The organism is Pseudoduganella sp. RAF19 (assembly GCF_052114165.1).
Lineage (GTDB): Bacteria > Pseudomonadota > Gammaproteobacteria > Burkholderiales > Burkholderiaceae_D > Rugamonas.
Map to the genome: position 1 here is coordinate 374,125 of NZ_JBFREF010000003.1, position 13,752 is coordinate 387,876.

Below are 13,752 nucleotides of genomic sequence, written 5' to 3' on the forward strand. Positions count from 1 at the left end.
AACATGACAGTGTCAAGTTTAAATTCTGAGCTAAAGGAACGCCTTCATGCCATCTTACACAGCACCTTTGCGCGACGTGCGCTTCCTGCTGGAGCAGGTACTAGATTACGAAGCCACGCTCGCCAGCCTCGATGGTTATGAAGATGCTGGCCCCGACGTCATCATGGCGGTGCTGGATAGCGCCGCGACCTTTGCGCGTGACGTCGTCCTGCCGATCAATCTGCCCGGCGATGATGTGGGCTGCACATATGAAGGCGGTGCCGTGCGCACGCCTCCCGGCTATCGAGAGGCATATCGTCAATATTGCGAAGCTGGATGGACGGCGCTGGCGGCCGATCCGAAGTACGGCGGCCAGGGCCTGCCTGCTTCGCTGGGGCTGATGGTGCGCGAGTTCGTGGCTTCGGGTTCCATGTCTTTCGGGATGTATGCAGGCCTGTCGATGGGCGCCTACCGCGCGATCTCGGCCCACGGCAGTGAGGAGCTGAAGGAGCGCTATCTGTCGCAGCTTGCGTCGGGCATCTGGACCGGCACCATGTGCATGACCGAGCCGCAGGCCGGCTCCGACCTGTCGCTGCTGCGCACTCGCGCAACGCCAGCCAGTGATGGCTCGTTCCGTATCACCGGCACCAAGATCTTCATTTCGGCCGGCGAGCATGATCTATCCGAAAACATTGTCCATCTGGTGCTGGCGCGCTTGCCTGATGCACCGGCCGGTACACGCGGCATCAGCCTGTTCGTGGTGCTCAAGCTGTTGCCTGGCACGGGCGAAGAAAATGGCGTGAGCTGCGGCTCCATCGAACACAAGATGGGTATCCGCGCTTCCGCCACTGCCGTGCTGAACTTCGACGAAGCGCAAGGCTGGCTGCTGGGTAAGGAGAACGGCGGCATGCAGGCCATGTTTACCATGATGAATTCCTCGCGCGTGGGTGTGGCGGTGCAAAGCCTGGGCGCGGCGGAACTCAGCTACCAGAATGCGCTGGCTTACGCGAAGGATCGCCGCCAGGGCCGCGCTACTAATGGCAATGGTGCAGGCCCGGACAGCATCATCCAGCACCCGGACGTACGCAAGGCGCTGTTGACCATGAAAGCGCTGGTTGAAGGCGCGCGTGCACTGTACATCGACGCTGCCATTGGCCTGGACGTGCGCGCCCGTCATCCCGATGCCGCCACGCGCGATCAGGCCGAAGAAGAACTGGCGCTGCTCACGCCAGTCCTGAAAGCCTTCATCAGCGAGTGCGCGCTGGAAGTGACGTCGCTGGGTATCCAGATTTTTGGCGGCCACGGCTATGTGCACGAGCACGGCATGGAGCATCTGTACCGGGATGCGCGCATTGTGCCGCTGTACGAAGGTACCAATGCCATTCAGGCGCTGGACCTGGTGCATCGCAAGATTGGCCAGAACGAGGGCAAGGCGCTGCAGCGCTACCTGAGCCGCATCGACAGCGAGCTGGCGGCAGCCGCCGGCCAGCCGCAACTGGCAGGGCTCCATTGCGCACTGTCTTCGGCCCAGTGCCTGCTGCGTACCGCCAGCGAAAACATGCGGACATGGAGCGCAGCGGGTGATGCGCCGCGCATGGCCGCCACCGCATCCGACTATCTGCGCCTGTTCGGCCTTGTCGCAACGGGCGGCATGTGGCTGCGCATGGCGCGTGTGGCGCTGGACGCCAGCGAAGATCCCGATTACCTCCAGGGCAAAGTCAAGACAGCTGCCTACTTCGGCGCCAACCTGCTGCCGGAGACGGCGCTGCTGGCGAAACGTATCGAACAGGGTGGCGCCACGCTGGCTGCACTCGCCGAGGAGGAGTTCTGATGAGCGCCGACAAGAAGCCTGGCAATGGCCCGCTGTCCGGCGTACGCATCCTCGATCTCTCGTCCATTGTGCTTGGTCCGCTGGCGACACTGACGCTGGCCGGCCTTGGTGCGGACGTCATCAAGATCGAATCGCCGGAGGGCGACAATGTGCGCGAAGCGGGCGTAATGCGCAAGGAAGGCGAGGGCATGGGCCATGTGTTCATGCACAACAACCGCGGAAAGCGCAGCGTGGTGCTGGACCTGAAACAACAAGCGGCGCGCGAGGTGCTGCTGCGCCTTGCGCAGGATGCGGACGTGCTGCTGTCGAATATTCGTCCTGCTGCCATGAAGCGTCTTGGGCTGGATTACGCCGCCATGCAGACGGTGAATCCGCGCCTGATCTATGTGAACGCCTGCGGCTTCAGCGCCAAAGGCCCTTATGCGGACCGTCCTGCTTACGACGATCTGATTCAGGGCGCAACCGCGCTGCCTTGGCTGATGCAGCAATACGGCAGCACGCGTCCGGCCTATGCGCCGGTTTCGCTGGCCGACCGCGTCACCGGTCTTCATGTTGCGTATGCGATCACGGCCGCGTTGTACGCGCGTGAGCGCAGCGGCGTGGGGCAGGAAGTGGAGGTGGCGATGTTCGAAAGTGTCGCACACTTCGTGCTGGCAGACCATATGGCGGGCCGCAGTTTCGTGCCGGACGAAAGCGAGTCGGGCTATGACCGGCTGCTGTCGCACGACCGCGCGCCGTATCGCACCAAGGACGGCTATCTCTGTGTGCTGATCTACAACGACAAGCACTGGCGCAATTTCTTCAACGCGATTGGCCGTCCCGAGATGTTCAGTGATCCGCGCTTCATCACGCAGCGTGCCCGCTCGCGCAATATCCGTGCTGTGTATGCCTGGGTGGCGTCTGTCATGCCCGAACGTACTACCGCCGAATGGCAATGGCTGCTGGACGAAGCGGACATTCCGCACCAGACCATCAATTCCATCGACGACCTGCTGGACGATCCTCACCTGCGCGCGACTGGCTTCATCGGCGAAGACGAACAGCCAGGCCAGGGCCGCGTGCGCACGGTGGGCAATCCGACCAGCTGGTCCGGTACGCCTTTGGGTGCGCTGCGTCCCGCACCGGGACTGGGACAGCACAGCGCCGAAGTCCTGCACGAAGCGGGCTACACCGATTCCGATATCTCCCACCTGGCCGGCAGCGGTGCCGTTGTTCTTGGCCGTACTTACACCTCTTCCAATTAAAAGGAACCACCATGTTTACGAAAGATCTGATGAAGGGCAAGCGCATTCTGGTTACCGGCGGCGGCTCAGGCCTGGGCAAGGAAATCGCAGCCAAGTATCTCGAACTGGGCGCAGACATCTATATCTGCGGCCGCCGTGAGAGTGTGCTAGAGGAGACTGCCCGCGAGCTGATGGACCGCTTCGGCGGCAAAGTCAAAGGCATCGCCGTCGATATCCGCAATGCCGAGGCGGTGGATGCGATGGTGGAGGAAATCTGGAAGGAAGGTCCGCTGACTGGTCTGGTCAACAACGCGGCAGGTAATTTCGTCAGCCGCACCGAAGACCTGTCCAGCCGCGGCTTCGATGCGATTGCCAACATCGTCCTGCACGGCACTTTCTACGTGACGCACGCGATTGGCCGCCGCTGGATCGAGCAGAACCTGCGCGGTAGCGTGGTATCCATCCTGGTCACCTGGGTCAATAACGGCGGGCCTTTTGTGGTGCCTTCCGCGATGTCCAAGGCAGGTGTGAACGTGATGACCAAGTCGCTGGCGGTGGAGTGGGGGCGCTACGGGATTCGCCTGAATGCGATTGCGCCGGGAGCGTTCCCGACCGACGGCATGAGCAAGCGCCTGTATCCGGGCCGCGAAGACTCCGGCCGGGATGAGGGTAGCCCGATGGGCCGCGTGGGCGAGATGTCGGAGCTGCAGAACCTGGCCACCTTCCTGATGGCGGATGGCGTGGAGTGGCTGACTGGCCAGACGCTGACCATCGACGGCGCCAATTCGCTGGCCACCGGCGGTAACTTCTACCACTTCAAGGATTGGTCGGATCAGGATTGGGCCAATGCGAAGACGTCGATCAAGGCCCTGAACGATAAAGACCGCGCAGCGCGCACGGCCGCGTGACGGCATAGACGGCGGATCAATGATCCGCCCTACGCGAAATTGCGGTGCGGCGGGACACTGGCGCCGCCGGATTCACCCGGCATCGTAGGGCGGGTCATTGACCCGCCGTAGCGGGCGCTTAGCCGGCTTTCGCGGTCTTGCGCGCGCGAGGCGCCGGCTTCTCTGCTGGCGCAGCTTCGCCGGATTCACGCACCTGCGCCGCCTTCAAACCATCCAGCAGCACGGTGGTAACACTGTCACACACCTGATCAATCTTCGCATCCGGCACCTGGAACAAGCCGCTGTCGCGGTCCGCCAGCAGTGTGGCAAGTCCGTGCATGCCCGACCAAACCGCCAGCGCCGAATAGCGCGGCGGGCGATCGCTATTGCTGTCGGCCGCCATGAATTCGGCGATGGAATTGCTGAGGAACTGGAAGGAACCTGCGCTGGCCTCCATCAGTTCCGCATGTTTGCGCTTGTCCGGGATGCGCGTGCCGAACATCAGGTGGAACAGCTCCGGATGGCGCAGCGCGAAGGACACGTACACGCGCATCACCACGCGCAGGCGCTGCTCCTTGGTCATGCCATCCTTGAGTGCGGCCAGGCGTTCGCCCATCAGCACGCGGAAACCTTCGGACGCAATGGCGGCCAGCAGGCCTTCCTTGTCGCCGAAGTGGTGAGTCGGCGCAGTCTGCGACACGCCAACCATGCGCGCCACCTCGCGCAGCGACAGCTCGGCTGCGCCGCGCAATTCAATCAGTTCCACGCCGCGTTTGACCATCTCCTCGCGCAGGTTCCCGTGGTGCCATGCGCCTTTCTTGCCCGTTTTGCCGCTGGCGGCTGGTGCGGCGTTCTCGTCTTTATCTGTCTGCATAATCTTTGCGTTGAAAGGATTCCGTACTGTCCAAGCCCGCACAATAGCATAAGCTGTTGCATCAAGCCTCACTTAAGTCTCCGAATAACACTGTTAACTTGACAGTGTCATATTAGCAGCCAATACTGGATTGGTCGAGATCGACATTCCATAAAAATCACGGAGACTAAAGTATGAGCAAGAAGATTTTTGCGTCCGCGGCGCTGGGGGCTTGTGCCAGCCTGGCCTCGGCCCAAAGCAACGTCACCATCTACGGCACCATCGATGGCGGCGTGCGCTATCAGACCAACACGGATGCAAACGGAGGCAGCATGGTGACCCAGACTTCCGGCCACTACCTCGCCAATCGGCTTGGATTCAAAGGCGAAGAAGACCTGGGCGGGGGACTGAAGGCGACGTTCACCCTGGAGAGCGGCTACTTTGTGGATACTGGCGCGCAGGACGTTGCGGGTTCGCTGTTCAACCGTACCGCCGCTGTGGGCCTGAGCAGCAATACCTATGGTTCGATTCTATTCGGTCGCCAGTACACCATCGCCTACCGCATCATCGGCACCTACGATCCTTTCAGCTTCCGCTTCCCAACCCTGGCGCCCTTGATCAGCGGTGCGGGCACCAGCCTGCCCGCAGCGGCGGTGACTGCGGGCCTGGGCGCTTCAGCCACTTCGGGTACGCGCTTCAATAACGACATTCAGTACACCGGCACGTTCGGCGGCCTGACTGCGCGCGCGGAGTATGCAGCGGGCGAGCAGTCCGGCAATAACCGCTCCGGCTCTGCGCGTGCGATCGGCGGCACCTATACCTGGAATGGCTTTGCTGGCGGTGGCGCCATCACGCAGAAATACAATGCGCTGGGGTTCCGCAATGTGTCGCGCACCTTTGGCGCAGCGTGGAGTGGGGAGCAGTTGCGGCTCACCGCCGGCTATGTGCGCGAAACGCAGGATGCGCCAGCGCGCGGGTTTGGCAATCGTATCTACTGGGCTGGCGTCGGCTACAAATTCACGCCGCAGATTTCGGTTACCGGCGCCTACTACCGTACCGATTCGCTGAGCGCGGGACTGGATGGCCGCCGTGAACTGGCGATCATCGGCGCCAGCTATGCCTTCAGCAAACGCACCCTGATCTACGGCGGCCTGGATAAGAACCGCTATCAGGGGGCGCTGATTCCGACTACCCGGCAGACGGGCCAATTCGGCGCCGCTACCGGGATTCAGACGAGCTTCTGACGATCAGAAGATCTCGAACAGGCCGGCGGCTCCCATGCCGCCGGCAATGCACATGGTCACCACGGCGTATTTGGCGCCACGTCGACGGCCTTCAATCAGCACATGGCCTGCCAGGCGCGCGCCCGTCATGCCGAATGGATGGCCGATCGAGATCGCGCCGCCATTCACGTTCAGGCGATCCGTTGGCAGACCGAGGCGATCGATGACGTACAGCGACTGCGAGGCAAAGGCTTCGTTCAGTTCCCACAGATCGATGTCTTCGATCTTCAGGCCGAAGCGGTTCAGCAGCTTGGGTACGGCGAAGACGGGAGCGATGCCCATTTCATCCGGCTCATTGCCCGCTACCGCTAGTCCGCGAAAAGCACCGAATGGACGCAGATTGGCGCGTTCGGCTTCGCGCGCGTCCATCAGCACGCAGGCCGAGGCGCCGTCCGACAGTTGGGAGGAATTGCCTGCCGTGACAAATTGATCCGGGCCGCGCACGGGCTCCAGTTTTGCCAGCGCAGCGTAGGTGGTGCCGGGACGATTGCAGTTGTCGGCGTCCACCGTTACCTCGCGGTGCGTGACTTCGCCTGTTTCCTTATTCTTGACCGCCATGGTGGTGGTGCAGGCGATGATCTCGTCGCGGTAACGGCCCGCAAGCTGGGCTTCCTCGGTGCGGCGTTGGCTCTCGGCCGAGAACACGTCCTGCGCTTCCCGGCTGATGCCGTAGCGTGCTGCGACGATGTCGCCGGTGTCGATCATGGGAAGATAGATGTCCGGCTTGTGTTCCACCAGCCACGGATCGGTGCCTGCGCCTTTCTCGCGTGTGACGATGTGGGAAATGCTTTCCACGCCGCCTGCAATCATTGCCGGAACGCCGTCAGCCACAATGCGGCCTGCCGCCATGGCAATTGCCTGCAGGCCGGACGCACAGAAGCGGTTCACCGTGGTGCCGGCGATGCTCAGCGGCAGACCAGCACGCACCACCGCCTGGCGCGCAACATTGCGTCCGGTCGTACCTTCCGGGTAACCGCAGCCAATGATGGCGTCTTCGATCTGTTCAGGATCGATACCGGCTCGCTCAACGGCAGCGCGCACGGCGAAAGAGGCCAGGGTAGGGCCGGGGGTGATATTGAATTCGCCCCGGTGTGCCTTGGTCAGCGGCGTACGGGCGGTAGAAACGATGACTGCTTCGCGCATGATGGATTCCTCTTCCTGTGGACTGATCTGAATTTATATCTTAACGCTGTAAAGTTTAACTTGCAAAGGGAAATTTCGGCGCGTAATCTTGACGATGTAAATCAATTCCAATACAGGAGACAAAACATGCAGCACAAACCAAGCCTGACCGCTCAGCTGAGCGCCATTCTTGCGCGGCGCGAAACAGGCGGTACGCCGTTCAATATCAACGCCCACTTGAACGCTGTGCTGGAAGGGATCGGCATTCGCCCCGAAAGCACGGGCGGTGCGATCACCTTCAGCGGCGCCGATCCCATCGTGCCCAGCGTGTTTCGCCTGGGCTCAGCGGCAGGTACGGCGCTGATGGCGAAATCGGCGGCCATGGCTTCGCTGTGGGCCATGCGCACGGGGGAGGGGCAGAATATTTCGCTCGACATCCGCAAGGCGCCGCGCCGCCTGTGTCCTTTCTTCGAGCGGCGCTGGGAGAAGTTGAACGGTTACCCGATCCGCAACAATGCCGATCCTGACAATCCCTTCATGCGCGCTTTCTTCGAAGCCCGCGACGGCCGCTGGGTGATGCCCTTCAACCTCTATCCGCGCATGCGTTCGGAAACCATCCGCATGCTGGGCTGCTCGGACGATTACAACGCCATCGCCGCCGCTATTGCGAAGCGGGATGCGCACGAACTCGAACTCGAAGGCGCAGAGCGCAAGGTAGTGATGCCGGTGGTACGCACGCTGGAAGAATTCATGGCAGAAGAACAGTACCGTGACCATCTGTCGGCGCTGCCGCTGATTCAGATCGAAAAAATTGGCGAGTCGGAACCGGAGCCGTTTTCGGCCAATCCGTCATCGCCGCTGGAAGGCATCCGCGCACTGGGTCTGGCGCGTGTGATTGCTGGCGCCTCGATTGGACGCGCCATGGCCTTGCACGGCGCGGACGTGCTGAATATCTGGCGTCCCACCGATCATGAGATCGACACCATGTACGCCACCGCCAACGTAGGCGTGCGCTCGTCGCTGCTGGATATCGCCGAGCCGGAGGGCAGGGCGCGCATGGCTTACCTGCTGAAGGATGCGGACGTGTTCTATTCCAACCGCCGCCACGGCTTCCTGGAGCGGCATGGCCTGACGGCGCGGGAAGCGGCGGAAATCCGTCCCGGCATCGTGCACGTCTCCATCAGCCTGCACGGTGAAACGGGACCGTGGGCCAATCGCGCAGGCTTCGACCAGACGGCTGGCGCAGTCACCGGCGTGATGTCGCTGGAGGGCCGCACCGATGCGCCCCAGCTGCCGCCGGTCATGGTCGTCAATGACAATATTGTCGGATGGCTGTGCACCGCGGGCGCGGTAGCGGCCCTGATGCGCCGCGCAAAAGAAGGCGGCAGCTACCGCGTCCACGTCTCTCTGACACGGGTGTCGCTGTGGCTTTACTCGATGGGCATCTTCGACAAGGAATACGCCCACGGCATCGCGGGTAAGGGGGGAGATCACATGCAGCTGGAGCCGGAGCTGTTCAGCGCCGACACGCCGGCAGGCCACTACCAGGGCGTGACGGACCAGGTGGTGATGTCGCGCACGCCGGGCGCCTATCGTACCGTGTTTGTACCGCGCGGCTCCTGCAAACCGGAGTGGCTGGCGTAATCCATTTTTTCTCTTGCATTGCTTAAAGAATGGGTCTAATCTTTTCAATGTCAAGTTTTGATCTAAACTTATAACGGAGACACCTGATGCAAAAACTTTATGGACTTGCCGCCGCCGTCGCCCTGGCGTGCGCGCTGCCTGCCTACGCCCAGCAGCCTACCTTCAAGGTGATGCTGATCGATCCGCTGTCCGGCCCTCAATCGGCCACACTGGAGCGCACACTGCCCAATTTCAAATGGGCAGTGAAGCGCGACAATGATGCGGGCGGCATGGCAGGCGCCAAGGCGGAGCTGGTGACTTGCGACAGCAAGTTTAACCCCAAGGACGGCAAGAATTGCCTGGATCGCGCTATTGGCGAGGATATCCACTTCATCATCCAGGGCATTGGCTCCAACATCACTCTGACCCTGCTGGACGCGATCGAGAAGTACAACGCGCGCAATCCCGGCAAGGAGATCATCCTGATGAACTGGGCGGGCCTGGATGAGGAAATGACCAACAAATACTGCTCCTACTGGCAATTCCGCACCGATGGCCATATCGGCATGAAGGCGAAGGGCATGATCACCTATCTGGCCGAGGACCCCAGCATCAAGAAGGTCTACCTGATGAATATGGATTACCAGATGGGCCAGAATGCGGAAACCGCCATGCGCCGCTTCCTGAAGCAGCTGCGTCCGGACATCCAGATCGTCGGCTCCCAGCTGCACCCGCCGAGCCGCGTGCAGGACTTCACGCCTTACGTCGCCAAGATCAAGGCCGCCAATCCGGACGTCGTCATTACCGCCAATATTGGCACCGACCTGAATCGCCTGATCCGCGCGGGCAATGATATCGGCCTGAACGCGAAATGGATGACCACCTTCGCTTCGCAGCACGGCCAGGTGACGGCCATCGGCGAGAAGGGAGTCAACAAGGTGTACCAGTCTTCAGATGCGGTCATGAGCATGGACGATCCGGCCATGGACAAGCTGCAGGACGATTCGCATGCCGACGGCTTCGGCGACATGGAGAGCTACCGCGCCTACCGCAGCTGGGCCTTCCTGGCGGGCGCCATCCGCAAGGCCAATTCGCTGCAGCCGCTGAAAGTGGCAAAGGCGATGGAAGGGCTGACGGTTGGCGTGGGCGGTTACCAGGCGACCATTCGTCCTACCGACCACCAGGCGCAGCTGCCCATCGTGATCTCTGCGTTGACGGCCGATGCCAAGTACAAGCAGGAAGGCACGCCCTGGGGTTTTAAACTGATCAAGAGCTATAAGGCCGACACCATGAGCGAGCCGACTTCCTGCAAGATGAAGCGCCCGGCAGGCGCCTGACGCTTCACTTCTTCCTGCCGCCGTTCAGTGTTGCCAGAACATTGACGGCGGCCAGCACGAACATCCCCAAGCCCACCGAAGCAAACAGCCAGTGCACGCTGGCGCCGAGGCGCTGTGCAATCCAGCAGCCACCGAGTGCCGCTACCATGCGCAGCGCGGCGCCAAACGCTGGTACGGCGACCTGGCCGCGGCCCTGGGCCGCGAAGTAGAAGGCCTGTCCGAGGCCGAAGAAGCCGTAGCAGGGGCCTGCGATGTGCAAGTAAGCGACGCCCGTGCTGATCATGTGCGGATCTGCGCCGAAGGTCCCGATCCAGGCTTCCGGCCACAGCGCGGCGACCAGGCCAATCACTTCACAGATGACGAAGGCCACCGCTGCGCCCGTCCAGGTGACGCGCGCCGCACGAGCGAGGTCGCCAGCACCCAGACTGGTCGCAATCAGCACGCTGATGGGGATGCCTAGGCCGAAGGTCAGCGGGATCACCATGTATTCGAGCCGGTTGCCCGCACCGTAGCCGGCGACGGCCGATACGCCATGTAAAGCCACGAAGCCAGTCACGCCTGCAATGGTCAGGTTGGCGCTGGTGCCGACAATGGAAGACCACGCGCCCACACGCAGCAGGTCGCGCAGCGGCATCCAGTGCAGGCGGGGCGGTCTTGCCGCGGGCCGAACGAGGCACTTGCCGCGCCACAGGTGCCAGATGAAGATGATGCATCCGGCCAGATAGTACAGCACGATCGCCGCGGCGCCGCCCGCCACGCCCAAACGCGGCAATGGTCCGAAACCGAAGATCAGGGCAGGCGACAGGGGTAGCAGGGCGACCGCGCCGCCGACAACGACCAGTGTGGGCAAGGTCATCGCGCCGGTGCCGCGTATGACGGCAGCAAGCAGATTGAAGATCCAGATCAGCATTGCGCCGCCAAATACGATGTGCGAGTAGCTGAGTGCCGCGCGCAGCACCTCGCCTTCGCCTCCCATCAGACGGTACAACGCGGCGCCACCAGTGAGCAGGAGCACGGTGGTGAAGGTGCCGAAGGCCAGCGCCGCCGCCAGTGCGTACCAGGCCAGATCCGCTGCGCGCTCGCGCCGGCCCTGTCCGAGCGCACGCGCGACCGCGCTGATGATGGCGCCGCCCATCGCACCGCTGGACATGGTCTGCACCAGGATCAGCACAGGGAACACCATCGACAGCCCGGCCAGAGCATCGATGCCGAGACGGGAAACGAAATAGGTTTCGATCAGTCCCACCGAGGACTGCGCCAGCATCACCAGCATATTGGGTGCGGCCAGGCGCAGCAGAGTAGGCAGGACGGGCGCCGTCAGCAGGCGCTGTGTGCGGGCGTCGAGCGGCGCCCGGGGACCGGGTGTGGACCCGGCCGCATGGGTATTGTCAGGCATAAGGAGGCACTAGCGGAACAGGCGTCGCATCAGGCGCAGTCCAGCAGCGCCGGCAAGCAGTGAAATCAGCGCCACCGCCCAGTGCACGGGCTGGTGTGGCGATACGTCGAAAGCCAGCGCGCCAGTAAGCAGTTTGACCGGCTCGGTCTGATCTGCGGACCATGCCTGCGTCATTTCAACCATCATGACGAAGCCCGCCACCGTCAGCAGAGTAAGCAGGATGGCCACAATGCAGCTGAATACCACATGGCCAAGGCCCTTGCTGGCATGCAGGCGCACCAGCGTCGTACGTCCACTGGACAATGCGCCGACCAGCCCATGCTGCGAGAAGACGATAACGATCAGCAGGAAGGCACCCTGGTACAGCGGCCATGCTTCGGTCAGCGACGACAGGTGGGCCGACGTCACCGTGATCAGCAGCGCACCGAGTACCGGACCGGCGAAGGTAGTAATGCCGCCGATATAGGTGTGCAGCATGACGGATGCGGTCTGCGTCAGGCCGAAGGTGTCGGTGGTGACCACCTGCAAAGCCAGTGCATACAGCGAACCCGCAATGCCGGCAAAGCCGCCGGACAACGTCAGCGCGATACCGCGCACGGTCACAGGACTGAAGCCGACGAAGGAGATGCGGTGCGAGTTGTCGCGGGTGGCATTCATCAGGCGTCCCAGCGGCGTGCGGGTGATGGCAAACATGGCCAGCGCCGCAATCCAGGTCCAGCCCGCGACCAGGAAATACATGGCGCGTGGATCGCCAAAGTCCACGCCCCAGCCATTGCCGGTGGCGGGATCGAGTCGAATGCCCGAATCGCCGCCCGACCACGACACCATGATGATGGAGGCCGAGAAGACCAGCTGCCCGATCGCCAGCGAAATCATGGCGTAAGTCGTGCGGTCATGACGCACCGTGAAGGTGGCCAGCACGGCGCCCACCAGCAGGGCTGCACCGCCGCCCGCCAGCGGTAGCAACACGACAGGCGCAGCTGCCCCGTAGTTGTTCAGCAGATGGCCCGTGACGTAGGCGCCGACACCGAAATAGAGCGCGTGGCCGAAGGACAGCAGGCCCGTACCACCCAGCAGCATATTGTAGGCCAGCGCGAAGGTGATCGCGATGCAGGATTGGGTCAGGATCGAGAGGCCCAGCATGCCGGAGAATGCGAAAGGCAGCGCGGCCATAATCAGGAATACGGCCGCCCAAGGCGCGGCGCGTTGCGCCAGCGGACGTTGCTTGGGCAGGTAGGCCGCATAACGCGCGGCCGGCGTTGGTGTCATCATGTCCATCATTCTTTCTGCCCCATCAAGCCGCGCGGACGGAACAGGAGAACCGCGAGGACCATTGCGAAAGGAATCAGCGGCGCGAAACGGCTGACAGGTTCTGCCAGCGCGTCAACGCCGGCGGCCCAGTGCTGCATCGGGCCAAGCAGTTCGGCCCAGCTCAGGCCCGTGGAAATCGCCAGCGTCTGCAGCACACCAAGCAGGATCGACGCAATGAAGGCGCCAGCCAGCGACCCCAGGCCGCCGACCACGATAATGATGAACAGCTGCGTACCCAGCTGGTTGGCCATGCCCGGCTCGGTGCCGAGGATATTGCCGGCCAGCGCACCGGCCAGTCCCGCCAGCGCGGCGCCCAGCACGAACACGCCGGCGCGCAGGGCAGGCAGGTTATGGCCAAGCGAGTTGACCACGTCCGGATGGGACAGGGAAGCGCGCACCGTCACACCGATACGCGTCGTCTTCAACATCACGAACAGGCCGGCCAGCACCACCAGCGACATGCTGAGTGCAAAGAAGCGGTAGGCGGAATACTCGATGCCGTTAATGGTGAGCAGGGCGAAGTCCAGCGAAGCTGGAACCTGGTATGCGACGGGCTGTTTACCCCACACCAGCGTGACCACTTCCACCAGAACGAAGTCCAGCGCAAAGGTGAACAGCAGGGGGCCAAGCAGGCCATAGCGCATCACGTGGCGCAAACCGTAGCGCTCGACCAGTGCGCCCAGCAATGCGCAGCATAGGGGCGCTGCCACCAGGCCAGCCCAGAAGCCAAGACCGAACAGCTGGGCAAAGGTGTAGCTGAAGTAAGCGCCCAGCATATAGAAGGCGGTGTGGGCGAAGTTCAAAACGCGCAGCATGCTGAAGACGAGCGTCAGGCCGGCAGCCATCAGGAACATCAGCATGCCGTAGGTGACGCCATTGAACAGGCCAAGTGCCAGTGTTTCCATGT

General features: G+C 62.5%; 11 protein-coding genes. 6 read left to right on the forward strand and 5 right to left on the reverse strand.

The window, feature by feature from the left end:
• Nucleotides 1–46 precede the first annotated feature (46 nt).
• Genes AB4Z19_RS09595 through AB4Z19_RS09605 form a run of 3 tightly spaced genes read left to right on the forward strand, consistent with a single transcriptional unit; the run spans nt 47 to nt 3,941 of the window.
• A complete protein-coding gene (locus AB4Z19_RS09595) occupies nt 47–1,810 on the forward strand; it encodes an acyl-CoA dehydrogenase family protein (RefSeq protein WP_442022872.1) in 1,764 nt (587 codons plus the stop codon).
• Entirely contained in the window at nt 1,810–3,054 is a 1,245-nt protein-coding gene (locus tag AB4Z19_RS09600) for a CaiB/BaiF CoA transferase family protein (protein ID WP_442022873.1), read from the forward strand. The genes AB4Z19_RS09595 and AB4Z19_RS09600 overlap by 1 nt, the downstream gene beginning before the upstream one ends.
• 11 nt (nt 3,055–3,065) lie before the next feature.
• Nucleotides 3,066–3,941 (forward strand): SDR family oxidoreductase, encoded by an 876-nt coding sequence (locus AB4Z19_RS09605; RefSeq protein ID WP_442022874.1) that lies wholly within the window; start codon nt 3,066–3,068, stop codon nt 3,939–3,941.
• Between the two features lie 118 nt (nt 3,942–4,059).
• On the opposite strand, the gene AB4Z19_RS09610 is transcribed toward AB4Z19_RS09605, so the two are convergent.
• The gene (locus AB4Z19_RS09610) at nt 4,060–4,794 is read right to left on the reverse strand and encodes a TetR/AcrR family transcriptional regulator (protein WP_442022875.1); all 735 of its coding nucleotides are present in this window, start codon (nt 4,792–4,794) and stop codon (nt 4,060–4,062) included.
• Between the two features lie 173 nt (nt 4,795–4,967).
• Between AB4Z19_RS09610 and AB4Z19_RS09615 the strand changes: the two genes are divergently transcribed.
• Nucleotides 4,968–6,017: a porin gene (locus AB4Z19_RS09615; protein WP_442022876.1), complete on the forward strand. Its 1,050-nt coding sequence runs from the start codon at nt 4,968–4,970 to the stop codon at nt 6,015–6,017.
• Between the two features lie 3 nt (nt 6,018–6,020).
• Here the strand turns inward: AB4Z19_RS09615 and AB4Z19_RS09620 are convergent, their stop codons facing one another.
• Nucleotides 6,021–7,199, reverse strand: a complete 1,179-nt coding sequence (locus tag AB4Z19_RS09620) for an acetyl-CoA C-acyltransferase (RefSeq protein ID WP_442022877.1) — start codon at nt 7,197–7,199, stop codon at nt 6,021–6,023.
• Nucleotides 7,200–7,325: 126 nt separating this feature from the next.
• On the opposite strand from AB4Z19_RS09620, the gene AB4Z19_RS09625 reads away from it, so the two are divergent.
• Entirely contained in the window at nt 7,326–8,822 is a 1,497-nt protein-coding gene (locus AB4Z19_RS09625; protein WP_442022878.1) for a CoA transferase, read from the forward strand.
• Nucleotides 8,823–8,908: 86 nt separating this feature from the next.
• Nucleotides 8,909–10,138, forward strand: coding sequence for a branched-chain amino acid ABC transporter substrate-binding protein (locus AB4Z19_RS09630; RefSeq protein ID WP_442022879.1), 1,230 nt, complete (start codon nt 8,909–8,911; stop codon nt 10,136–10,138).
• A gap of 4 nt (nt 10,139–10,142) precedes the next feature.
• Here the strand turns inward: AB4Z19_RS09630 and AB4Z19_RS09635 are convergent, their stop codons facing one another.
• From AB4Z19_RS09635 to AB4Z19_RS09645, 3 genes are read right to left on the reverse strand one after another with little or no spacing between them, the layout of a single operon-like run.
• Nucleotides 10,143–11,534 carry an MATE family efflux transporter gene (locus tag AB4Z19_RS09635; protein ID WP_442022880.1) on the reverse strand — a complete coding sequence of 464 codons (1,392 nt, stop codon included), beginning with the start codon at nt 11,532–11,534 and terminating at the stop codon, nt 10,143–10,145.
• A 9-nt stretch (nt 11,535–11,543) separates the two neighbouring features.
• The gene (locus tag AB4Z19_RS09640; protein ID WP_442022881.1) at nt 11,544–12,815 is read right to left on the reverse strand and encodes a branched-chain amino acid ABC transporter permease; all 1,272 of its coding nucleotides are present in this window, start codon (nt 12,813–12,815) and stop codon (nt 11,544–11,546) included.
• Complete coding sequence (locus AB4Z19_RS09645; protein WP_442022882.1) at nt 12,812–13,750, reverse strand: branched-chain amino acid ABC transporter permease; 939 nt, start codon at nt 13,748–13,750, stop codon at nt 12,812–12,814. The genes AB4Z19_RS09640 and AB4Z19_RS09645 overlap by 4 nt, the downstream gene beginning before the upstream one ends.
• Nucleotides 13,751–13,752 lie beyond the last annotated feature (2 nt).